The organism is Salinicola peritrichatus (assembly GCF_003206715.1).
Taxonomy (GTDB): Bacteria; Pseudomonadota; Gammaproteobacteria; order Pseudomonadales; family Halomonadaceae; genus Salinicola; species Salinicola peritrichatus.
Genome location: NZ_PZJU01000021.1, coordinates 70,247 through 93,617, shown reverse-complemented (window position 1 = coordinate 93,617; position 23,371 = coordinate 70,247). Strand labels below are relative to the sequence as shown.

Annotated in this window: 19 protein-coding genes and 2 pseudogenes; 14 read left to right on the top strand and 7 right to left on the bottom strand. The window is 63.1% G+C overall.

The window, feature by feature from the left end; genetic code table 11:
- Positions 1–14 precede the first annotated feature (14 nt).
- From DOM57_RS09400 to DOM57_RS09385, 4 genes are all read left to right on the top strand, one after another.
- Positions 15–842 carry an HpcH/HpaI aldolase/citrate lyase family protein gene (locus DOM57_RS09400; RefSeq protein ID WP_110648947.1) on the top strand — a complete coding sequence of 276 codons (828 nt, stop codon included), beginning with the start codon at positions 15–17 and terminating at the stop codon, positions 840–842.
- A 459-nt stretch (positions 843–1,301) separates the two neighbouring features.
- Positions 1,302–2,318 (top strand): TRAP transporter substrate-binding protein, encoded by a 1,017-nt coding sequence (locus DOM57_RS09395; protein WP_110648946.1) that lies wholly within the window; start codon positions 1,302–1,304, stop codon positions 2,316–2,318.
- Positions 2,319–2,329: 11 nt separating this feature from the next.
- Positions 2,330–2,971, top strand: coding sequence for a TRAP transporter small permease (locus DOM57_RS09390; RefSeq protein WP_110648945.1), 642 nt, complete (start codon positions 2,330–2,332; stop codon positions 2,969–2,971).
- Positions 2,968–4,251, top strand: coding sequence for a TRAP transporter large permease (locus DOM57_RS09385; RefSeq protein WP_110648944.1), 1,284 nt, complete (start codon positions 2,968–2,970; stop codon positions 4,249–4,251). The genes DOM57_RS09390 and DOM57_RS09385 overlap by 4 nt, the downstream gene beginning before the upstream one ends.
- Before the next feature lie 61 nt (positions 4,252–4,312).
- On the opposite strand, the gene DOM57_RS09380 is transcribed toward DOM57_RS09385, so the two are convergent.
- Positions 4,313–5,950, bottom strand: coding sequence for a bifunctional protein-serine/threonine kinase/phosphatase (locus DOM57_RS09380; RefSeq protein ID WP_420820223.1), 1,638 nt, complete (start codon positions 5,948–5,950; stop codon positions 4,313–4,315).
- A gap of 295 nt (positions 5,951–6,245) precedes the next feature.
- Between DOM57_RS09380 and ppa the strand changes: the two genes are divergently transcribed.
- On the top strand, positions 6,246–6,776 hold the full coding sequence (ppa, locus tag DOM57_RS09375; protein ID WP_110648942.1) for an inorganic diphosphatase: 531 nt from the start codon (positions 6,246–6,248) through the stop codon (positions 6,774–6,776).
- 155 nt (positions 6,777–6,931) lie between these two features.
- Here the strand turns inward: ppa and DOM57_RS09370 are convergent, their stop codons facing one another.
- Entirely contained in the window at positions 6,932–7,966 is a 1,035-nt protein-coding gene (locus tag DOM57_RS09370; protein WP_110648941.1) for a DUF2333 family protein, read from the bottom strand.
- Between DOM57_RS09370 and dsbD the strand changes: the two are divergent.
- The 9 genes and pseudogenes from dsbD to DOM57_RS09330 form a co-directional block, all read left to right on the top strand.
- A pseudogene (gene dsbD, locus DOM57_RS09365) lies at positions 7,965–10,190 on the top strand (protein-disulfide reductase DsbD); the annotation flags it as partial. The gene DOM57_RS09370 and the pseudogene dsbD overlap by 2 nt on opposite strands.
- A 258-nt stretch (positions 10,191–10,448) precedes the next feature.
- Positions 10,449–10,892, top strand: a complete 444-nt coding sequence (gene aroQ / locus DOM57_RS22025; RefSeq protein WP_204352912.1) for a type II 3-dehydroquinate dehydratase — start codon at positions 10,449–10,451, stop codon at positions 10,890–10,892.
- 60 nt (positions 10,893–10,952) lie between these two features.
- A complete protein-coding gene (accB, locus tag DOM57_RS09360; protein WP_110648939.1) occupies positions 10,953–11,414 on the top strand; it encodes an acetyl-CoA carboxylase biotin carboxyl carrier protein in 462 nt (153 codons plus the stop codon).
- 21 nt (positions 11,415–11,435) lie between these two features.
- A complete protein-coding gene (accC, locus tag DOM57_RS09355; protein WP_110648938.1) occupies positions 11,436–12,779 on the top strand; it encodes an acetyl-CoA carboxylase biotin carboxylase subunit in 1,344 nt (447 codons plus the stop codon).
- Positions 12,780–12,959: 180 nt separating this feature from the next.
- Complete coding sequence (gene prmA, locus DOM57_RS09350) at positions 12,960–13,859, top strand: 50S ribosomal protein L11 methyltransferase (protein ID WP_110648937.1); 900 nt, start codon at positions 12,960–12,962, stop codon at positions 13,857–13,859.
- A gap of 228 nt (positions 13,860–14,087) precedes the next feature.
- Complete coding sequence (gene dusB, locus DOM57_RS09345; protein ID WP_110648936.1) at positions 14,088–15,122, top strand: tRNA dihydrouridine synthase DusB; 1,035 nt, start codon at positions 14,088–14,090, stop codon at positions 15,120–15,122.
- 59 nt (positions 15,123–15,181) lie between these two features.
- Entirely contained in the window at positions 15,182–15,427 is a 246-nt protein-coding gene (fis, locus tag DOM57_RS09340; protein ID WP_110648987.1) for a DNA-binding transcriptional regulator Fis, read from the top strand.
- Positions 15,428–15,534: 107 nt separating this feature from the next.
- Entirely contained in the window at positions 15,535–17,145 is a 1,611-nt protein-coding gene (purH, locus tag DOM57_RS09335; protein WP_110648935.1) for a bifunctional phosphoribosylaminoimidazolecarboxamide formyltransferase/IMP cyclohydrolase, read from the top strand.
- A gap of 209 nt (positions 17,146–17,354) precedes the next feature.
- Positions 17,355–18,517: pseudogene (locus DOM57_RS09330) on the top strand (IS3 family transposase).
- An 88-nt stretch (positions 18,518–18,605) separates the two neighbouring features.
- Here the strand turns inward: DOM57_RS09330 and DOM57_RS09325 are convergent.
- The 5 genes from DOM57_RS09325 to DOM57_RS09305 form a co-directional block, all read right to left on the bottom strand.
- Entirely contained in the window at positions 18,606–20,069 is a 1,464-nt protein-coding gene (locus DOM57_RS09325) for an NAD-dependent succinate-semialdehyde dehydrogenase (protein ID WP_110648934.1), read from the bottom strand.
- A gap of 226 nt (positions 20,070–20,295) precedes the next feature.
- On the bottom strand, positions 20,296–20,745 hold the full coding sequence (locus DOM57_RS09320; RefSeq protein WP_110648933.1) for a hypothetical protein: 450 nt from the start codon (positions 20,743–20,745) through the stop codon (positions 20,296–20,298).
- A gap of 89 nt (positions 20,746–20,834) precedes the next feature.
- Entirely contained in the window at positions 20,835–21,392 is a 558-nt protein-coding gene (gene folE, locus DOM57_RS09315; RefSeq protein ID WP_110648932.1) for a GTP cyclohydrolase I FolE, read from the bottom strand.
- A gap of 159 nt (positions 21,393–21,551) precedes the next feature.
- Positions 21,552–22,538, bottom strand: a complete 987-nt coding sequence (locus DOM57_RS09310; protein ID WP_110648931.1) for a serine/threonine protein kinase — start codon at positions 22,536–22,538, stop codon at positions 21,552–21,554.
- Positions 22,539–22,579: 41 nt separating this feature from the next.
- Entirely contained in the window at positions 22,580–23,335 is a 756-nt protein-coding gene (locus tag DOM57_RS09305; RefSeq protein WP_239496167.1) for a double zinc ribbon domain-containing protein, read from the bottom strand.
- Positions 23,336–23,371: the final 36 nt, after the last annotated feature.

The following is a 23,371-nucleotide window of genomic DNA, read 5'->3' as shown; positions in this document are numbered from 1 at the left end:
ATACGGAGACATCGATGCCTTCACCCGATCTCATGCGTTCCGCCCTGTTCGTGCCCGCCAACCGGCCGGAGCGCATCCCCAAGGCGCTGGCCGCGGGCGCCGATATCGTGATCGTCGATCTGGAGGATGCGGTCGCCCCTGAAGCCAAGGCGGATGCCCGCCAGGCGCTCGGCGACTATTTGCAGGCCAACGCTGACGCCGGCCTCTGGATCCGGATCAATGCCGCCGAGAGTACGGAATTCGACGCCGATCTCGCTTTCTGCCACGGCCGCCCGGGCATCGCCGGCCTGGTGGTGCCCAAGGCCGAAACGGCCGAGTCGCTGGCCCGGGTCGCCGAACTCGGATATCCGCTGATCGCGCTGATCGAGAGCGCCGCCGGCCTGCAGGCATTGTCGGCGCTGAGCCAGGTCGAAGGCGTCGAGCGGCTGAGCTTCGGCGCCCTCGACTTGAGCGTCGATCTGGGTATCGAACCCGGCAGCGAGGGCGGCGACTGGATTCTGGATCAGGCCCGCTACCAGATCGTGCTGCACTCGCGTCTGGCCGGCCTGGCGCCCCCCATCGAGACCGTACATCCGGAGTTTCGCAACCCCGAAGTGGCGGAAAATGCCGCGCGACGCGCAGCGGAAATGGGATTTGGCGGCATGCTCTGCATTCACCCGCAACAGGTCGAGGCCGTTCACCGCGGCCTGGCGCCGAGCGCGGAGAAACTCGACTGGGCCCGTCGGGTCATCGCCGCCGCCGACAACGACGCCGGCGCGGTACAGGTCGACGGCCAGATGATCGACGCCCCGGTGGTGATGCGTGCCAGGCGCCTCATTCAGCGTGCCGGCACGGTGCAATAGCCATAAATCCTATTGAATCATCGAACCGACCTCTGGCTCTCGTGTCGTCGAGAGCCGGCTCTTTCGTGCCTCAAATGACCGATATCTTGTAAATCATTTTCAAGGCATTCTCCTCGAGACACCTCGATTTTCATCCGGCAATTTTTCGCTTAATCGTGAAAAAACGGAACGATTGATTACCGGTCCGCCGTAACGAAAACGGCCGACACTCTGCTGCATCAACCCCTGCCCGGCGCCATGATCGAAAAGACTCGGTGCGAAATTTTCACCGAAACCGTGCACGGCGCTGCCGGCTAATTTTGTAATTAAAAAAAGTAACAACAGGCGCTTATCCGACGGTAATCGCCACTAAGGTTGAATGGTCGCTGCCGAGCCAGTCATCCCATACTCGCGTTGCATTGCTAGCCAGCCAAGTCGGTTTTATTCCATCAACCTTATAAAAAATCGGAGCGACGACTCATGCTTTCGATCCATCGCAAACTACTCATCAGCGCCATCGGATGCGCCACCCTGATCGGTAGCGTCGGCATCGCCCAGGCGCAGGATCCGATCGTGATCAAGTTCTCGCACGTCGTGGCCGAGAACACGCCGAAAGGCCAAGGGGCCAAGATGTTCGCCGAGGAGGTAAAGGAGAAGCTGGGCGACCGCGTCAAGGTCGAGGTCTACCCCAACTCCTCGCTCTACGGCGACGGCAAGGAAATGGAGGCACTGCTGCTCGGCGACGTGCAGATGCTGGCGCCTTCGCTGGCCAAGTTCGAGCAGTACAGCCCGAGCCTGCAGCTCTACGATCTGCCGTTTCTGTTCGACGACATCGACGCCGTCGACCGCTTCCAGCACTCCGATGCCGGTCAAGGGCTGCTCGATTCCATGCAGGATCGGAACATCCAGGGGCTGGCCTATTGGCACAACGGCATGAAGCAACTTTCAGCCAACAAGGCGCTGCGTGAACCCAGCGATGCCCGGGGTCTCAAGTTCCGGGTACAGGCTTCCGACGTTCTCGACGAGCAGTTCAAGGAACTTCGCGCCGTTCCCCGCAAGATGAGTTTCGGTGAGGTTTACCAGGCGCTGCAGACCGGCGTGGTCAATGGGCAGGAAAACACCTGGTCGAACATCTATAGCCAGAAGATGCACGAGGTGCAGCCCTACATCACCGAGTCCGACCACGGCATCATCGATTACATGGTGATCACCAACGCCGAGTTCTGGAACGGCCTGCCCGACGACATCCGTTCCCAGCTGGAGGATATCCTGGCCGATGTGACCCAGAAGGTGAACCAGCAGGCCTACGACCTCAACCAGCAGGCCAAGCAGTCGATCGTCGATGCCGGAACCAGCGAAATCATCCAGTTGACGCCGGAACAGCGCGAAGACTGGCGCGAAGCCATGCGCCCGGTGTGGGAGAAGTTTCAGGATGACATCGGCGAAGACCTGATCGAGACCGCCGAAGACGCCAACCAGTCCGAAACCACCCAGTAAACGAGCCGACCATGACACGTTTCATGCGTGCCTGGGCGCATCTGGAGGAGGGCCTGGTGGCCTTCCTCCTCGCCCTCATGACCTTGGTGACCTTCACCTACGTGATGGTCAACAACCTCTATACCGTCTTCTACGATGCCGCCGACCTGATGCCGTTCGCGGCAACGCCGCTGTTCGCCATCGGTGACTTCATCATCGACCTCGCCCAGCGAATGACCTGGAGCATTGCCGTGACCAAGGCGTGCTTCGCCTGGCTGATCTTCATCGGCATCGCCTATATCGTGCGTATCGGCGCCAATATCGGGGTCGATCTGCTGGTGAGGTTGCTGCCGGTGTCACTGCAACGCGTTGTCGGCATCGTCACTTGCCTGATCTGTATCGCCTATACGTCGCTATTCACCGTTTCCAGCTACACCTGGGTACAAGCGCTGATGCGTGCCGGCATCGGCGCCGAGGACCTGGATCAGTACGGCATCCTGCAATGGCATATCACCGCCATCGTGCCGATCGGCTTCACGCTGGTACTGATTCGTCTGATCGAGGTCCTGATCCGCATGCTGCGCGGCCAGCAGGTGACCATGGAGTTGAGCAACGAATCCACCGACGCATTGAAACTGCAGGAAGAAGCCGGCGACGAGGAGAAACCGACATGACCATTGCCTTTTTGTTCGTGGTGCTGTTCGGGCTGCTCTTCCTCAATGTTCCGATCGCCTTCTCGCTGGGCATCGCCAGTTCGCTGACCATTCTGCTGTTCAGTCAGGATTCGCTGAGTTCGCTGGCGATCAAGCTGTTCGAGACTTCCGAGCACTATACCCTGCTGGCCATCCCGTTCTTCATTCTCGCCGGCGCCTTCATGACCAGCGGCGGCGTGGCGCGACGCCTGATCAATTTCGCCAACGCCTGCGTCGGCCACATCCGCGGCGGGCTGGCCATCGCTTCGGTACTCGCCTGCGTGATGTTCGCGGCACTCTCCGGCTCGTCGCCGGCAACGGTGGCCGCCGTCGGTTCGGTGGTCATCGCCGGCATGGCCCGCTCGGGCTACACCAAGGAGTTCGCCACCGGCATCGTGAGCAATGCCGGGACCCTGGGCATCCTGATTCCGCCGTCGATCGTGATGGTGGTCTACGCCACGGTGACCGAAAGTTCGGTCGGCAAGATCTTCGTTGCCGGTGTCGTTCCCGGGCTGGTGCTCGGCCTGATACTGATGGTGGCGATCTATATCGTCGCCCGCATCAAGAACATGCCGGCCATGCCGCGCCCGTCGCTGCGCGAGTTCCTCGCCACCGCACGCAAGGCGAGCTGGGGGCTGCTGACCATCGTCATCGTACTGGGCGGGATCTACGGCGGCATCTTCACGCCGACCGAAGCGGCGGCGGTGGCGGCGGTCTATGCCGGTTTCGTGGCGCTGTTCATCTACCGTGACATCACTTTCAAACAGTGTCCCGGCGTGCTGCTGGATGCGGCCAAGCTGTCGGTGGTGCTGATGTTCATCATCGCCAACGCCATGCTGTTCGCTCATGTGCTGACCACCGAACAGATTCCGCAGACGATCACCAGCTGGGTGGTCGAGCAGGGCTTCTCGCCGATCACCTTCCTGCTGGTGGTCAATATCGTGCTGTTGGTGGCGGGCGCCTTCATGGAACCTTCGGCGATCATCCTGATCCTGGCGCCGATCCTGTTCCCGGTGGCTTCCCAGCTGGGCATCGATCCGATTCACTTCGGCATCATCATGGTGGTCAACATGGAGATCGGGCTGGTCACGCCCCCGGTGGGGCTCAACCTGTTCGTGGCCTCCGCCGTCACCGGCATGCCGCTGACCCACACGATCCGCGCGGCAGCGCCTTGGTTGTTCCTGCTGATCGGCTTCCTGCTGCTGGTGACCTACGTACCCTTCCTGTCGATGGGCCTGCCCAATTGGCTGGGGATGCCGTGAGCTCACGCACTTCGTGACGACGGAGGACGCCAAGCGGCGTCCTCCGTCGTTATGGCCCCGGCTATTTCAGCCACCAGGAAAGTATCAGCAACAGCAACAGCACGGTGGCGATCGCCTGCCAGACGTTGGCGGGCTCGCGCCAGGGCGGCCGGCGAGCTTCGTTTTCCGCCTTGGGTATCGGCCGCAGGTGATAGGCGAACTCGGAGATACGGCGAAAACGCAGTGCCCGCAACGGGTCCAGCGAGCGCCGCAAGGCATCGTCGAGGTCCTCGCTGATCGCCGGATTGCTCAGCCGCGCCCGGCGGTAGGTCATCTGCTCGAGATCGGTATGGCTGCGCAGATGGTTGGGCAGCATGGTGTAAGGCAGATGCCCGGTGAGCATCCAGTAGATGGTGGAAGCCAGCGAGTATTGATCGCTGCGCCTGCCCACTTCGGTGTCGAGCGCGTACTCCGGCGCACTGTGCTCGTTGAGGCCCACTTCCCGCGCCAGTTCCCTCGCCCCGACATCGTTGTCGCGCTTGTGGCAGGCGCCGAAGTCGGTCAGCAGCAGGTTGCCATGACGATCGATCAGAATGTTGTCCGGGTGGATATGCTGATGGAGCACCTCGTGGCGATGCAGCGCCTGTACCGCCTTCACCAGTTGACGGGCAATTTCGAGACGCTGCTCGAGGCTCGCCTGGGGGTGGCGACCGAGCCACTCCGTCAAGGTGGCGCCGTCGACGTAACTCATCAGGTAATAGAGGTAGCGGCGCGGCCGGGCCGGTTCGACGACCTTGACCACGAATGGCGAGTTGACCCGTTCGACGACCCACTGCTGCAGCGCGAAGTGCTCGAGATAGATGTTGCGTGGCGAGAGTTCGGGGCTCGGTGCCTTCATGACCATGTCGCGCCCGCTGCGAATGTCGCGCACGTGATAGATACGCGCCTTGGCCGTGCGTGACAGCACCTCGACCACCTCGAGACCGTCGAGACGCTCTCCGCTGGAAAGCTCCGGCGGTACCGGCAGGTGATGGAATACACGGGGCTGGTGCTCAGGCAACTCTTCCGGCAGGCGATCGACCCGCACCAGTTGGAAGCAGAACTGGTTGGCGTTGTAGCCGCGCTCGCTGGCTCGCTGGTTGGCGGCTGCGGCCAGGCGCTCGCAGGCCGCGTCGAGATCGCTGACGTCGGCACGGATCAACTGCACGTACTCGGACGGCACCAGCGTGCCGCGAACGGCCTGGGTCATGAACAGGAACAGATCGCCCTGCTTGAGCGAAAAGGTGGAATAGTCGATATCGACGTGCCCGTCCATCCCCAGCGCCCGCGAGGGATAACGGTAGCCGCCCAGGTCGGTGACATGGTCCCGCGTCAGCTGCTCGAACTCCGCGCCACGGATGCGATAAACCAGCGTGTCACCCATGTGGAAGAGATGCGCGTCGTGCTGATGAAAAATCATCGCCGACAGCGAACAGATGTAACTGCCCCCTTCGATATAACCGCTCTGGCTGTGACACCAGCTATTCAACGCCCGCAAAACGCGGGTGGCGGACGTCTTGACGTCCCAATGCTCGGGCGTCGAGTAGTAATCGGCCAGGAAGCCACGCACACTGAGATCGCCGGCCTGCTTGGCGATCGAGTTGCGCCAGGTCGAGTCGCTGATGAGCGCGCAGCCCCCTTTGGACATCAACTGCTCGCCCTGCGGGATCTGCACCGACATCGAGCTGCGATGCCGGTGCAGGTCCGGCGCCACGAAGGCTTGGCCATAGCTCAGGGACAATGCGCTTTTCGACAACGGTTTTCTCCCAAATCGGTCGACGAACGGCCCCGCCCCGGCGCCCCGGGCATGCTGGACGACTTCGCCAGTCGATCACGCGGTCACGGCCACGCCCGCGAACGGCTGGTCCTCGAGGCGGGTTCCCTTGGGCCGGGTTGGTAATCGGCCTAGGCTGTTCGTATAATTCCCGGGATTTTCGCCCGCTGGTGTTCAACCTGCAAACCGCAAGGACTCAACGATGAGTTTCGACAAGATTCCCGCCGGAAAGGATCTCCCCAACGACGTGTACGTGGCGATCGAAATCCCCGCCAACCACGCGCCGATCAAGTATGAAATCGACAAGGAGATGGACGCGCTGGTGGTCGACCGCTTCATGGCCACGCCGATGTTCTATCCCGCCAACTACGGTTTCATTCCCAACACCCTGGCCGATGACGGCGACCCGCTCGACGCCCTGGTCGTCACGCCCTACCCGGTCCAGCCCGGCAGCGTGATCCGTGCCCGTCCGGTGGGTGTGTTGAACATGTCCGACGAAGCCGGCGAAGACGCCAAGCTGGTATGCGTGCCGCATGAAAAGCTGAGCGCGCTCTATGACGATGTGCACGAAGTGACCGACCTGCCCGAGTTGCTGCGCCAGCAGATCGCGCACTTTTTCGAGAACTACAAGGATCTCGAGAAAGGCAAGTGGGTGAAGATCGAGTCCTGGGACGGCGCCGACGCCGCACGCAAGGCGATCGAAAAAGCCGTCAGCGCTTACCAGAATCAGTAAATCGGCCTTCCGGCAAGACGACCGGAACATGCCCCAGCGTCAGCGCCGCCCTCCGTGGGCGGCGCCGCGTTTTCAGGACATGGATTTTTCAGGAATGGATCAGTCGGAATCTGGCTGCAAGCCGGCGCGGCGAGCGCGGCCTGTGTCAACGCCCTTTAAAGCTGGCCGCGAATCCGCGCCACCAACTGCGCCGAACGTACCGTATAGTTGGCCATCATCAGCGAGTGATTGGCAAAGAAACCAAATCCCGAGCCGTTGAGGATCACGGGGCTCCAGAGCTGAGCCTGCGATGCCTCCAGCTCGGCGATCAATTGATCGAAACTGTCACCGACGCCGCTGCTCTCGATCGCATCGGCATAATCGATCCTGGCCGCCTGCATCAACTGCATCAGCGCCCAGGTGGTGCCGCGGGCCTCGAAGAACACGTTATCGATACGGAACCAGGGGTTGCTCTCGCTCTGCTGGGCACCACTCGGTGATTGCCCGACGTTGGCGGCGAGCTGCCGGGTCTGGGCCTGTAGGCGCTGCTCTACCCGGCCCAGCCACTCGGAGAGCGCATCGGCATCGAGCGCCGCCGGCTGCGAAGCCGTAGCGCCAGCGTCCTGAGTCGCGGCGCCGGGCCCGGAGGCGTTTTCCAGCGCATTGAAAGCTTCGCCGAGATTGTTGCGCGCCGCACGCAGCAACTTTTCGGATGCCGGCCAGCGCCAGCTGTCGAGATCGCCGGCAAGGGATTCCTCGGCCTGACTCAACGGCGCCTCGCCGACGCCCAGCGAACCGCCGAGTGAAGTGACGGCGTCACGGACTTGCTGCGTCACGCCGACTTCCCAGTTGGGCATGTTGTCGAGCCACAGCCCGGGCGGCATGACATCGTTGTTCAGGTAGCCACCGGGTTTGTTCAACAGCGTGTCGAGGATGCCGATATTGGTCGCCAGCAACGCTTCGCCCGAGGCCATCGCAGGTTGAGACTGCGGACCATCGGTATCGACGGACTGCGGGAAACCGCGCTGATTCTCGACCGCCTGTTTCGGATCGGTGGGTGCCGGCGTCCAGCTCCACCAGATACCGAGCACGATGCAGATCAGCAGATAGATCACCACCAACGCCACCAGCGGCTTCCAGATCCAACCGTACTGAGGCGTTTCGAGAATCTCGGTGCGCGACAGCGGCGCCTTCTTGCGAAACAGAGCCATGGACAATCCTTGTCGTTCCCGGGTTGTGGGTCAAATGAGTCGGAGAAACAGGGTTGGGAGCAGGATGACTCTATCCTATCATGCTCCCGGTAGCGCGCAGCCCGCCTTTCGCTGTATGCCGAAGCGGGCAAAAGGCACGGCACTTTCGGCACGTTGCGCAGTCGAAACCGGGTGTTCCGTCAACCTCGCCCGGCGGTGGGTCGTACTTTCTACCATCGTTTCCGCCCCGGTCCGGCCACGTTTTCACTCTCGTTGGGATACTCGTTCAAGGATGTCGCGTTTTCACTGGTTGCTTCTCACGCTCGGCCTCTGCCTGATCGCACCGCTGACGGCGCAGGCCGAGGGCCCGCTCTCGTCCACGCGTTCGAGTTCCCCTTTCGCCAGTACCAATTTCTCCAATACCAATGACGCCCAGTTTCTGCCGGTGGATCAGGCCTTCCACGCTTACGCCTGGCATGACGACGAGCGCGTCTATGTCGGGATGCGCAACCGACCCGGCTACTATCTCTATCGCCAGCGTTTCGGACTCGAAAGCCACCAGCCCGGAATCGCCCTGGGAACGCTCGAGATACCGGCCGGCAAGTTCAAGCACGACCCTTATTTGGGCGATGTGCACGTTTTCTACGATCAGGTGGTATTCAGTGCCCCGCTATCCCGTGACGATACGCCCGATCACGCTGCGACGATTCCCGTCACGCTGACCTTCCAGGGCTGTGCCGATGCCGGGCTCTGCTATCCACCGGAGCATTGGGAGCTGAAGGCCAAGTCGGGGCCGCCTCCCGAGGCGTTCCGCGACGCCAGCGACGAAGCCCAGTCCTCGCCGATCGGCGATGCCGCGACAGCTACCGCCGATCCGTTCTCTACTCCGGACGAGGCCGGCTCGGCGCTCTCGAACCCGGCGCCCGAAGCCGCGCCACGTTCCAATCCGGCGCCCGAAGCCGCGCCGTTTTCATCCTCCAGCACCGATGGGCGATTCCAGGCACGGCTCCACGGCGGCATTGGACTGACCACGCTAGGGTTGTTCTTCCTGGCCGGCCTCGGGCTGACCTTCACTCCCTGCGTGCTGCCGATGATCCCGATCCTGACCTCGATCATCGTCGGCCAGAACGCCCGCCGCAGCCGTGCATTGGCACTCTCCGCCAGCTATGTGGCGGGGATGGCGGTGACTTTCACCCTGCTCGGTACGCTGATGGGACTGTTCGGAGCCTCGCTCAACCTGCAGGCGCGTCTGCAGTCTCCCTGGGTGTTGGTGCCGCTGGCGCTGTTGTTCGTGCTGTTTGCGCTGGCGATGTTCGGCGGTTTCAATCTGCGCCTGCCCAACGGGATCAGCCAGCGGGTCGATACCTGGCAGGCCCGACTGCAGCGTAGCGGTCCGCTCGGCCTGGCCGCCGCCGGCGCGCTCTCGGTACTGGTGGTCTCGCCCTGCGTCTCGGCGCCGCTGGCCGGTGCGTTGGTGTTCATCTCGACGACCGGTAATGTCGCCGGCGGCGCCCTGGCGCTGCTGGCACTCGCACTGGGCATGGGCCTGCCGTTGATTCTCGTCGGCACCTTGGGAGGCGCGTGGCTTCCCCGCGCCGGGAACTGGATGAATGGCGTCAAGGCGCTGTTCGGCGTCATGCTGCTGGGCGTGGCGATCTGGCTCGTCGAGAGATTGCTTCCAGGCCCCATGTCGCTGCTGCTGTGGGGCGCGCTGGCGCTCGGCTGTGCGCTGGCGCTGGGGGCGCTGGATAGACGAACCGGAGGCGGTTGGCCGCTGCTGCGCCGGACCGGCGGCTGGTTACTGCTGGTATGGGGCGTTGCCATGGTCTGGGGTGCGGCCCAGGGCGGCAGCGATCCGCTGCGCCCGCTCCCGGCCATCGGCGACGAAAACCAGGCCGCGGTTCAGACCACATTTCAGACTGTCAGCAATGACGCCCAGCTCGACGCAGCGCTGGCGCAAGCCCGCCAGGCCGGCCGTCCTGCCATGGTCGACGTCAGCGCCGAGTGGTGCATCTCCTGCAAGGTGATGGAGCGCGAAGTCTTCCCCGCCCCCGAAGTCGCGCAACGCCTGGCCGGTTTCGTGCTGATTCGCGCCGATGTCACCGATGACGTCCCTGCCAGTCGCCAGCTGCTCGAACGCTACGGCCTGTTCGGCCCGCCGGGCCTGCTGTTCTTCGCCGACGGCCAGGAACTCCGCCAGGCCCGCATTCAAGGCGAGGTCGATGCACGAACGCTGGCCAACCATCTCGACGCCGTTACCCGGCANNTAAGCCGTAAGCCAGGATGCCCTTCCTGCCAAGGCAAAAGTTTTTCTCAGTTGGGGGTTGGTGTTTCTTACAGCTTAAAGCTTATGGCTTTTAACTCCCCGAAGGGTCTCTGGACACTCTGGGCTTTTTTCGGCAAACTCCGCCCACAGCTGAAACGACGCGCCGATGCCGCCATCTTGCAGGAAACTGACGTCATCTCGGCAAAGTATGAAAGGGTTAACAGCGCAAGGACAGTCATGGCTAGACTCCTGGTTCTCAACGGTCCCAACCTGAATCTGCTTGGCACTCGCGAGCCCGAGGTCTATGGCACGACGACCCTCGAGGACATTCGCGTCAAGCTGACGCAACGTGCCCTTGCCGCCGGGCACCAGCTCGAGTGGCTGCAGTCCAATGCCGAACACGAACTGGTCGAGCGCGTGCATCGCGCACGTCAGGAAAACGTCGATTTCATCCTGCTCAACCCGGCGGCCTTCACGCATACCAGCGTCGCCCTGCGCGATGCCCTTACCGGCGTCGCCATCCCTTTCATCGAGCTGCACCTCTCCAATGTGCATGCCCGCGAGCCCTTCCGCGCTCACTCCTATTTCACGGATGTCGCCCGCGGCGTCATCGCCGGATTCGGCGCCGAGAGTTATACCCTGGCGCTGGACGCGGCAATTTCGCAGCTGGATCGCGGCTGATCTTTTTCGCCCGCGGGTTTTCATCCCTTCGTTCACCGAGTCAATAACCGAGACATCGCCATGGATATACGCAAGGTCAAAAAACTCATCGAACTGCTCGAAGAGTCCAATATCAGCGAAATCGAGATTCAGGAAGGTGAGGAGTCGGTGCGCATCAGCCGTCATCCGAACGGCTTCGGCGCCATGCAGCAACCGATGGTCATGCCGCACGCCATGGCACCGGCCGCGCCGGCGGCACCCAGCGCACCGGCAGCCGACCCTGCCGAGCCGGCACCGGTACAGCCCACGGGTCATGCGGTGACCTCGCCCATGGTGGGCACTTTCTATCGCTCCCCGGCGCCGGGCGCCAAGCCGTTCGTCGAAACCGGCCAGAGCGTCAAGAAGGGCGACACCGTGTGTATCGTCGAAGCAATGAAGATGATGAACCAGATCGAGGCCGACAAGGACGGCGTGATCGAGGCAATCCTGGTCGAGGATGGCGAGCCGGTCGAGTTCGACCAGCCGATGATCATCATCAACTAAGGCCACACGAGCGAAACCATCATGTTGGACAAGGTACTCATCGCCAACCGTGGCGAGATCGCCCTTCGCGTCCTGCGCGCCTGCAAGGAGCTGGGGATCAAGACCGTGGCGGTTCACTCCAAGCCCGACCGCGACCTGATGCACGTGCGCCTGGCCGACGAAGCGGTCTGCATCGGCCCGGCATCGTCGGCCCAGTCCTATCTCAACATCCCGGCCCTGATCAGCGCGGCCGAGGTCACGGATTCGAGCGCCATTCATCCCGGCTACGGTTTTCTGTCGGAAAACGCCAACTTCGCCGAGCAGGTGGAACGCTCCGGATTCATCTTCGTCGGCCCGCGCGCCGAAACCATCCGGCTGATGGGCGACAAGGTCAGTGCCATCAATGCGATGAAGAAGGCCGGCGTGCCCACGGTTCCCGGCTCCGACGGCCCGCTGCCCAACGATGACGACGAGATTCGTCGCATTGCCGGACGCATCGGCTATCCGGTGATCATCAAGGCCGCCGCCGGCGGCGGTGGACGCGGCATGCGCGTCGTGCGCAACGACGACGAAGTCGCCAAGGCGGCCAGCGTCACCCGCTCCGAGGCCGCCGCGGCCTTCGGCGACGGCACGGTCTACATGGAGAAATTCCTCGAGAATCCGCGTCACGTCGAAATCCAGGTGCTGGCCGACGGCCAGGGCAACGCCATTCACCTCTATGACCGCGACTGCTCGCTGCAGCGCCGCCACCAGAAGGTACTGGAAGAGGCACCGGCGCCGCATATCGATCCCGAAGCCCGCGCCGAGGTGCTCAAGGCATGTACCGATGCCTGCCTGGAGATCAATTATCGCGGTGCCGGCACCTTCGAGTTCCTGTACGAGAACGGTCAGTTCTTCTTCATCGAGATGAATACCCGCGTGCAGGTCGAGCATCCGGTCACCGAGATGGTCACCGATGTCGATATCGTCAAGGAGCAGTTGCGCATCGCCTCGGGTTTGCCGCTGTCGATTCGTCAGCAAGACGTCAAGCTCAACGGCCATGCCTTCGAGTGTCGCATCAATGCCGAGGATGCCCGCACCTTCATGCCTTCCCCCGGCAAGATCACCCTTTACCACCCGCCGGGTGGCCTGGGCGTGCGCATGGACTCGCACATCTACACCGGCTATAGCGTCCCCCCGCACTACGACTCGCTGATCGGCAAGCTGATCACCTGGGGCGCGGATCGCGACACGGCGCTGGTGCGCATGCGCAATGCGCTGGACGAGTTGCTGGTCGAAGGCATCAAGACCAACATCGACCTGCAGAAGGATCTGGTTCGCGACAGCGCCTTCCAGCGCGGCGGCGTCAATATCCATTACCTCGAGAAGAAGCTCGGGCTGAGCTGAGGAAGCACTGCCTAAATGTCTACGCAGGCGAATCGCTGCGTTGCGCTTCATCCTGCTCGACGACTTATTCGGCGCTTCCTCGATTCCCGGCAAGTGACGACGGGGCGGTCATCCGGTGATGGCCGCCCTTTTTCATGCATCGATTCTCATACATTAACCTCGACTGGAGAGCGGTTAGTCATGGCGTGGCTACAACTCAAGGCATCCATTGCCCCCGAGCAGGCCGAGTGGCTGGAAGAATTGCTGCTGGCCGAAGGCGCCAGCGCGATTACCCTGCAGGACGCCCACGACGAGCCGGTGTTCGAGCCCGACCGCGGCACCACCCCGCTGTGGCGCGAGACCGTGCTGACCGGGCTTTACGACGACTTGAACGATGTCGAGGTGATGATCGAACGCGTCCAGCGCGCCTGGGCGCAGCAACTGCCCGACGAGCCAACGCCGCAGATCGAGTATGAACTGCTCGCCGACCGCGACTGGGAGCGTGAGTGGATGGATGGTTTCGAGCCACTACGCATGGGCGAGCGGCTGTGGATCGTGCCCAGCTGGCATGCGGCACCGGACCCGCAGGCGGTCAACCTGCTGCTCGATCCGGGGCTGGCCTTCGGCACTGGTACCCACCCCACCACGGCGCTGTGTCTCGGCTGGCTGGACGCCCAGGATCTCGACCAGCGCCAGATTCTCGACTACGGCTGTGGCTCGGGCATTCTCGCCATCGCCGCACTCAAGCTCGGCGCCGATACCGCCGTCGGCGTCGACATCGATCCCCAGGCGCTACAGGCGAGCCGTGACAACGCCGAGCGCAACGGGATCGACGAGTCCCGCCTGATCCTCGATTACCCCGAACGCCTGGGACAGGGGCGATTCGACGTCGTCGTCGCCAACATCCTGGCGGGTCCGCTGATCAAGCTGGCCGCGGCGATCGCCGGCCGGGTCGCCCCCGGCGGGCGGCTGGCGCTCTCCGGCATCCTCGCGGCCCAGGCGGAGTCCGTGCTCGACGCCTATCGCGATCAGGACATGGTGATGGACGAGCCGCAGGAGAAAGAGGGCTGGATGCTGCTTACCGGTCATCGCCGCGATTGAGCTCCGGTAGCCGTCACGACCGTTGATGGCCCCGCGCTCACCTCAACGATCGTTGATGGCCCCGCGCTCACCTCAACGATCGTTGCCACGCTCAAAAGGCTCGGCCGACGCCAGCTGCAAGCGTTGATTGGGGTTTACGGCTTAGGTCGCGTATCGGCAAACAGCGCTTCAACAAAGCCAAGGTGCCCGGTATCATAGCTTCCCCGTTTTGCCTGAGCCCCTGTAACGATGCGTGATTCCGTGTCATCGCAGACCGATCGCCCGTTGCCCTGTATCGGCCGTCATACCTTGCCCAACCGCGTGATACTGGCGCCCATGGCCGGTGTGACCGATCGTCCCTTTCGCCAGTTGTGCCGCGAACTGGGGGCCGGGCTGGTGGTGTCCGAGATGGTAACGGCCGATAGTCGGCTATGGCATACGCGAAAGTCCCAACAGCGCCTGATTCATCGCGGCGAACCCGGACCGCGCTCGGTGCAGATCGCCGGCGGCGACCCGCAGATGCTGGCCGAGGCCGCTCGACTCAACGCCGAGGCCGGCGCGGAGATCATCGATATCAACATGGGCTGCCCGGCGAAAAAGGTCTGCAACAAGGCGGCGGGATCGGCCCTGCTGCGGGACGAACGCCTGGTCGCCGCCATCCTCGACGCGGTGGTCGACGCCGTGGATATCCCGGTGACGCTCAAGATCCGCACCGGCTGGTGTCGTGAGACACGCAATGCGGTACGCGTTGCCAGGCTTGCCGAGAACGCCGGCATCGCCGCGCTCGCCGTGCATGGCCGCACCCGCGAACAGCGCTATACCGGTGAGGCGGAGTACGACATCATCGCCGCGGTCAAGCAGCAGGTGTCGATTCCGGTGTTCGCCAACGGCGATATCACCACGCCACGGCGCGCCGCCGAAGTCCTGGTCTATACCGGAGCCGATGCGGTAATGATCGGTCGCGGGGCTCAAGGCAATCCGTGGCTGTTTCGCGAGATCGAGCATTACTTGCGCACCGGTCGCGAGCATGCCCCGCCGAATGTCGAAGAGATCGAGCGCACCATGCAGCGTCATCTACGCGCGCTGCATGCCCACTACGGCGACTACCTGGGCGTGCGCGTGGCGCGCAAGCACATTGGCTGGTATCTCGCCGCACGCGACCCGAGCCGCGAACACCGGGCCCGTTTCAACCGTCTGGAACAGGCCCGGGCACAATTCGATTTTCTTCATGAACTCTTTCGTGGTGACGCCGCCGCGATCGGTAACGGAATCCACGCAGCATGAACAGCCGGCAACCCCTAGCTCTCGATGGTGATTCATCGGCCGAGGCCGATCCGCTTCAGATGCCCGATGCGTTGTCCCACACCACCCTCCGGGAGTGTGTCGAGCGCGTCATGGAACGCTATTTCTCGCATCTCGAGGGCGAATCCGTCTCGCATCTCTACACCATGGTGCTGGCAGAAGTCGAAGCCCCGCTGCTCGAGGTGGTGATGCGCCATGTCGACGGCAACCAGACTCGCGCCGCCGAGCTGCTGGGCCTCAATCGGGGCACGCTGCGCAAGAAACTCAAACAGTACGACTTGATCTGATTTCTCCCTTCGCTTCGCCGAGGCGAGGCGTCAACCGGACGCGCGCCGCCACCACCCTGCCGAGCCGTGGCGACGCCCGTCCGACTCACCGATAAGAGTGGACTGGCATGTCTCAAAACTCCGCATCTTCCGCCACCGTACGCCGTGCCCTGCTTAGCGTCTCCGACAAGACCGGCGTGGTCGATTTCGCCCGCGAGCTGGCATCACGCGGCGTCGAACTGCTGTCGACGGGCGGCACCTACCGGCTGCTTCAGGAAAATGGCATCGCCGTCACCGAGGTCTCCGCTCACACCGGATTCCCGGAGATCATGGATGGCCGCGTCAAGACGCTGCATCCCAAGATTCATGGCGGCATTCTGGGGCGCCGCGGCCAGGACGACGCGGTCATGGCCGAGCACGGCATCGACCCGATCGACATGGTGGTGGTCAATCTCTATCCGTTCGAGCAGACCGTGGCCAACCCGGACTGCACGCTGGAAGATGCGATCGAGAACATCGACATCGGCGGCCCGACCATGGTCCGCGCCTGTGCCAAGAACCATGCCCACACCATCATCGTGGTCGATGCCGGCGATTATTCCCGCGTATTGAAAGACATGGCGAGTCATAACGGCGCGGTCAGTCATGCCACGCGCTTCGATCTGGCGATCAAGGCGTTCGAGCATACCGCCGCCTACGATAGCGCCATCGCCAACTACTTCGGCCAGCGGGTGGGTAACGGCGAGGCCGATTTTCCGCGCACGCTGTCGCTGCAATTCACCAAGAAACAGGGCATGCGCTACGGCGAGAATCCGCACCAGAAAGCCGCGTTCTATGTTGAGTCAAGTACGCTCGAGCCCGGCCAGACGGAAGCCAGCATTGCTACCGCCGAGCAGCTCCAGGGCAAGGCGCTGTCGTTCAACAACGTCGCCGATACCGATGCCGCGCTGGAGTGCGTCAAGTCCTTCACCAAGCCGGCATGCGTGATCGTCAAGCACGCCAACCCCTGTGGCGTGGCCGTGGTGCCGGAAGCCGACGGCGGCATCCGCAAGGCCTACGACCTGGCCTTCGAGACCGACAGCGAATCCGCCTTCGGCGGCATCATCGCCTTCAACCGCGAACTCGACGGAGAGACCGCCAAGGCGATCGTCGCGCGCCAGTTCGTCGAGGTGATCATCGCCCCGCGCATCTCCGGCGAAGCGCGCGAAGCGGTCGCCAGCAAGACCAACGTGCGCCTGCTCGAATGCGGCGAGCTGCCAGCGAAGACCACCGACGGCTGGGACTACAAGCGCGTCAACGGTGGCCTACTGGTCCAGAGCCGCGACACCGGCATGATCGATGCCGACGATCTCAAGGTGGTCACCCGGCGCGCGCCGAGCGAACGCGAGCTACACGACCTCGTCTTCGCCTGGAAGGTCGCCAAGTTCGTCAAGTCCAACGCCATCGTCTACGCCAGGAACCGCCAGACCGTCGGCGTCGGCGCCGGCCAGATGAGCCGCGTCAACTCCGCCCGCATCGCCGGCATCAAGGCCGAGCAAGCCGGCCTGCAGGTCGAAGGCTCCGTCATGGCCTCGGACGCCTTCTTCCCCTTCCGCGACGGCCTTGACAATGCCGCCGCCGCAGGCATCACCGCCGTCATCCAGCCGGGCGGCTCGATGCGCGACGACGAAGTGATCGCCGCCGCCAACGAAGCCGACATCGCGATGGTGTTTACCGGCATGCGCCATTTTCGGCACTGAGCCGCGAGCCGCGAGCCGCGAGCCGCGAGCCGCGAAAAACAGCGTGACTGTGAAACGAAGAACGCCAGCGACATTGTCGCTGGCGTTCTTCGCTCGAAGCTCGAAGCTCGAAGCTCGAAGCTCGAAGCTCGAAGCTTGTAGTGGTCCAATGATAACGGACACAGCGTTAAGCCTCATACTGGTGACTCCAGTGAGGTGAAACGATACCCATGCAAACACGACGTAGATACTCCCGTGAATTCAAGGCGGATGCCATTCAATTGGTTCTTGAGCAGGGATATACCCCCAAGGAAGCAGCCGATAGTCTCGGCATGGATGCCAGCATCCTGCGGCGGTGGATCAGGAAGGCACAGGCATCCAGCGCTGCCTCGGCAAGCTTGCCAGAGGGCGCCGTTAATGAAAGTGAGCGAGAGGAACTGAGTCGGCTACGCCGGGAAGTCAAGCGGCTTGAGATGGAGCGCGACATCCTAAAAAAGGCCACGGCCTTCTTTGCCAGAGAGTCGCCTTGAAATATGCGTTCATCTTCCAGCAGAAGAAGGCCTACCCCATCAGCGTGCTTTGCAAGGTGATGCAGGTGAGTCGAAGCGGCTTCCATGCCTTCCTGAAACGCCAGGGCGCCCCGGCTTGTCACGAGTCTGCGATCCTGGCGGACACCATCCGGGAGATATTTGAGCGCTCGAGGCATTCCTACGGCTCACGTCGGCTGTGTGAAGCCCTACGGGCCAAAGGGCATCAAATGGGTCGCTACGCCGTGCGTAGCCTGATGCGGCGATTGGGGCTGAAGGTGGTGCAAAAGTCACGATTCAAGGCAACGACCCACAGCCGGCACAAGTTGCCGGTGGCCGCGAACCTCCTGAACCGGGATTTCCAGGTGAAGGCACCCAACCAGGTCTGGGGAGCAGACATTACCTGTCTGCGTACCGACGAGGGCTGGCTGTATCTGGCCGTGGTGATCGATCTTTATTCGCGCAAGGTAGTGGGTTGGGCCATGGATCATTACATGGGAACGGAGTTGGCACTGCGGGCGTTGATGATGGCCTACCGGCATCGCCGTCCTGGAGTCGGTTTACTGCACCACTCGGACAGGGGTGTCCAGTATGCGAGCCAGCGCTATCAAGCGCAGTTGGCAGCATGGGGGATGGTCTGCAGCATGAGCCGGAAGGGCAACTGTTGGGATAATGCCGTTGTGGAACGGTTCTTCCGTAGTCTCAAGGTGGAGCGTGTCGGTCACCAGCGCTACCGAGCGCGGAGTGCTGCCAGAGCGGATGTTCTGGATTACATTGCGATGTTCTATAACAGCCACCGTCTCCATAGTTATCTGGGTAACCGAAGCCCGAACGACTATGAAGCGGCGGCGCTACAAGCGGCTTAACAACGTGTCCGTTTTTACTTGACCACTACAGCTCGAAGCTCGAAGCTCGAAGCTCGAAGCTCGAAGCTCGAAGCTCGAAACCCGTAGCTTATGACTGCCCCAGGTCGATACAGAGGTATTTGATCTCGAGGTATTCGTCGAGGCCGTACTTGGAGCCCTCGCGGCCGAGGCCGGAGGCCTTGACGCCGCCGAACGGCGCGCTGGCATTGGAGATCAAGCCGGTGTTGATGCCGACCATGCCGTACTCGAGCGCTTCGGCAACCCGCCAGACACGGCCGAGGTCCTTCGAGTAGAAGTAGGAGGCGAGCCCGAACTTGGTGTCATTAGCCATGCGCACGCCTTCTTCCTCGGTCTCGAACGGGAACACCGCCGCCAGCGGGCCGAAGGTCTCCTCGGTCGCTACCTTCATATCTTCGGTGACGTGGCTGACCAATGTCGGCGAGAAGAAGCGACCGCCCAGCGGGTGCTCGTGGCCGCCAAGCAGCAACTGGGCGCCCTTGTCGGTGGCATCCTTGACGTGGTCGCTCACCTTGGCGACGGCGTCGTCGTCGATCAACGGACCGATGTTGACGCCATCCTCGAAACCGTCACCCACCTTGAGCTCGCTGTTCATTGCTGCGGCGAGCTTTTCGCTGAACGCGTTGACCACGCTCGACTGCACCAGGAAGCGGTTGGTGCAAACGCAGGTCTGACCGGCGTTGCGGAACTTGGAGGCGATCGCGCCCTCGACGGCGGCATCCAGGTCAGCGTCCTCGAACACCAGGAACGGTGCATTGCCGCCCAGCTCCAGTGAAATCTTCTGGATGTGCTGTGCCGCGTTCGCCATCAGCGAGCTGCCGACTTCGGTGGAACCGGTGAAGGTCACCTTGCGCACGATCGGTGAGTCCGTCATTGCCTTGGCGATTTCGCTCGCCTTGCCGGGCACCACGTTGAACACGCCGCGGGGCACGCCGGCCTGCTCGGCCAGCGCCGCCAAGGCGGTGGCCGAAAACGGCGTCTGGCTGGCCGGCTTGATGACGATGGTGCAACCCGCCGCCAGCGCCGCGCCTACCTTGCGGGTGATCATCGACGAGGGGAAATTCCACGGCGTGATGGCGCCGACCACGCCGACCGGCTGCTTCATGACCACGATGCGCTGCTGATGGTTGGCCGCCGGGATGGTATCGCCGTAGATGCGCCGCGCCTCTTCCGCGAACCAGCGCATGAAGCTGGCGGCGTAGACGATTTCGCCGGCGGCCTCCTTGACCGGTTTGCCCTGTTCGGCGGTCATGATCGCGGCCAGCTCATCCTTGTGCTCGAGCATCAGCTCGTACCACTTCATCAGGATGTCCGCGCGCTCCTGCGCGGTATGATTGCGCCACCCCGGCAGTGCGGCTTCGGCAGCCTCGATGGCACGTTCGGTCTCGGCGCGCCCCAGGCGTGGCATGCGCCCGAGGATCTCGCCGTTGGCGGGGTTGTCGACATCGATCTGCTCGCCGCTGTCGGCGGCGACCCAGTTGCCGTCGATGTAGGCGTAGGGTCGAAACAGCTCGCTCTCTTTGACGGATTGCATGACTCACTCCTTCCTTGATGTGCGTACCGACGCCGCCGCATTGCGGCACGCCGCCGGCCGTTGCCTGGGATGTCGTCGCGGCTATCGGCGACGGATGAGAACGGCAACGTGTCTCTCACAGGATGGCGCGTCAGCGCCGCCGACGCCAGTCACAATCCGTCGTAAAACGCGCACCGCTCGATGGCCAGCCGGCATCTCGGCGGGTTCGAAACGGGAGGGTACCGCCTTACCATTGAGTCCAGAGCGTCACCCCGACGGCGACGACGATCGCCAGGCCGGAGAGCCAATAACCCCGCAGCCGCTGTGGAGCGCGGTGTACATGCCGCAGGCCGATCCAGGCCAGCATCAGCGCCGCCACCTCCACCACCGGTGCGTAGCGGCCGGCGCTGATGCCCGCCACGGCGACCACGAAAGCCGCCAGCGCCCAGTGCGAGAGCTGCTTGCGCAGCGTCTGGCCGTCGGCATTCCGGAGACTGGTGGCGCGACGCTGGGCTTCCGGGCGGTTGAATACCTGAATCGCACGGTCGTCGCGGACCTCGAAGCGCACTGGCAGGTCGGGGCCCGGCAAGCCACGCCCCCGCCACTGGGCGAAATCGAAGGCGTAGCGCTTGCCGTCCTCGCCTTCTATCTCGCCGCTCTGGCTGTCGTCGTCGAAGTGGCGTAGCCAGCCATCCATGGCACCTTCCTTATACAACTCTCAGGAGTGAAGATTGTCGGGGCGAGTCGATAGACGAATATTGGCGGGCACGGTCGGCTCGAGCCCCGTTAGCGGCCGTTGACCAGCATCAGGAACTCCTGACGCGTGGGCTGGTTCTTGCGGAAGCTGCCCAGCATCACCGAGGTCTTCATGCACGAGTTCTGCTTTTCGACACCGCGCATCATCATGCACATGTGCTGCGCCTCGATGACGACCCCGACGCCACGCGCCTCGGTGACCTGCATCACGGCTTCGGCGATTTCCCGGGTGAGGTTTTCCTGGATCTGCAGCCGTCGCGCGTACATATCGACGATGCGCGCGAACTTGGACAGCCCCAGTACCTTGCCCTGCGGCAAGTAGGCGATGTGGCACTTGCCGATGAAAGGCAGCATGTGGTGCTCGCACATCGAATACATTTCGATATCCTTGATCAGCACCATCTCATCGGTGTCGGAGGCGAAAACGGCGCCGTTGACCAGCACTTCCAGCGACTGATGGTAGCCCTGGGTCAAAAACTGCATCGCCTTGGCGGCGCGCAGCGGGGTATTGCGCAAGCCTTCGCGTTCGGGATCTTCCCCCAACTTTTCGAGAATACCGCGATAATGGCCTGCCAATTGCTCTGTCATGTTGCTGCCTTGTCCTGTCGCTGTGGCCGATCGGAAACGGGAGTCGACATGTCGTTCCGGTCAGTCTGTCGGGAATCCGGAGATTCTAGCGAAACTCGCTCGATGCCACTATCTCAAAGCCCACCGTTTGGCCGGCGCGCAGCAGATCGCAGACAGGTTCTATGCCAGCCAGCGCGGCGAGTCCAGCGCGATGCGTTGCTGCTCCAGCGTGCGGATATGCTGGTCCCAGTAGCCCGACTCGGCGACATAGGGGAAGGCGCGCGGAAAGGCGGGATCCTCCCAGCGCGCCGTCACCCAGGCACTGTGACGAATGACCCGCAAGGTGCGCAGCGCCTCGATCCAGTCGAGTTGGCGGCGGTCGAATTCGAGCGTTTCCTCGTAGCCCTCGATCACTTCGGAGAGCTGCATCTGCCACTCTTCGGGCGATTGCGCCGTCAACAGCATCCAGAGATCCTGTATCGCCGGCGCCATGGCGCAATCGTCGAAGTCCACCAGCGCGAAATGCTCGTCCCGCCCCAGCATGTTGCCAAGGTGGCAATCGCCGTGAACACGCTGCAGCGCGCTTTCCGGCCAGGCGTGGTCAAGCAGCAACGGCAGCAGCGCATCGGTCACCCGTACGTAGGCCCGGCGCTGACGGCTGTCGAGCCAACGCGCCGCGAGGACCCGACCGCGGCTCTCCTCGACGATGGTGGCAACGTCGAAACGCGGGCGGTGGAGAAACGGCCGCCGGCTGGCGACCTCGTGGATGCGCCCGATCAGTTCGCCGAGGGCAAACAGATGTGCCGGGTTTTCCAACTCCGGCGCCTGCCCCGGTACATGGGCGAACAGCGCGAATCGGAAACCGTCGGCGCGATGCAGCGTCTCTCCCCGCCCATTTTCCCATGGCGCGCCGACAGCGATCGACTCGCTTGCCAGCTCCCCCAGAAAGGCATGCTCTTCCAGTATCTGCTCATCGTTCCAACGCTCGGGGCGATAGAATTTCACCACCCAGCGGCGACGGTCGTCGTCGGTCAGGGAATAGACCCGGTTTTCGTAGCTATTGAGCGCAAACGGCTCGCCCGGCAGCCAGAAGCCCAGGGACTCCACGGCCTCGACCACCCGTTGCGGCGTCAACGTCTCGAACGGATGTGGAGAAACGGCGCTCATGCGAACCTCGGCTGGCGATATGGATGCATGGGCGCATGCTATCAGATTCGATTCGAGGGCGTGCGCGCGAACGCCAGCGCCGTGACGCGCTCTGCCCCCGCGGCGCGACACGCCGTCGCCAGCGATTCGAGCGTGGCGCCGGTGGTCATGACGTCATCGACCACCACCACCGCCGCAGGCAAGGGCCGGGTGACCGCAAAGGCATGTTTGACGTTGCGCCGGCGGCCGAGCCGATCCAGCCCCCGCTGGGACGGCGTCTCGCGCAGGCGTACCGCTGGCACCAAGCTCAAGCGCAGGCGATCCGCCAGCCGTGTGGCCAGCCATGCCGTGTGGTCGAAGCCACGCTCGCGGGTTCTTTCGCGCTGACCGGGAACACCGACGATCGCTTCGCCCAGGGTCGGCGCCTCACTCAGCGATGCCGTCATCAGTTGCAGCAGTATCTCCCCCGCGCGGGGGTCGGCGGAGAACTTGAAGCGCTGTATCAGCCGGACCAGGCGTTCTTCATAGCGCAGAGGCGCCCAGGTCTCGCTCAATACCGATTCTCGACGCAGGCAGCGGCCACAAAGATTCGGCGTGTCGCCAACGTCGAGTCTGGGCAAGGGTTCGGCACAACGCATACAGGCGTGACGATTCCACGGCATGTCGGCATAGCAGTCGGGACACCACGGCACGCCTCCACGGACAGCGGCGTGGCAGAAGGCGCAGTATCCCGGCAGCGCCCGTTTCAGCCGGTCGTTGAGCCAGGCTAAGGCATAGCGCCACGTCTGGTTCATCCCCGCCATTCGTCCGTCGATCATGCACGAGCCCCTTGTTGCCTATGAATATCTGTCGGC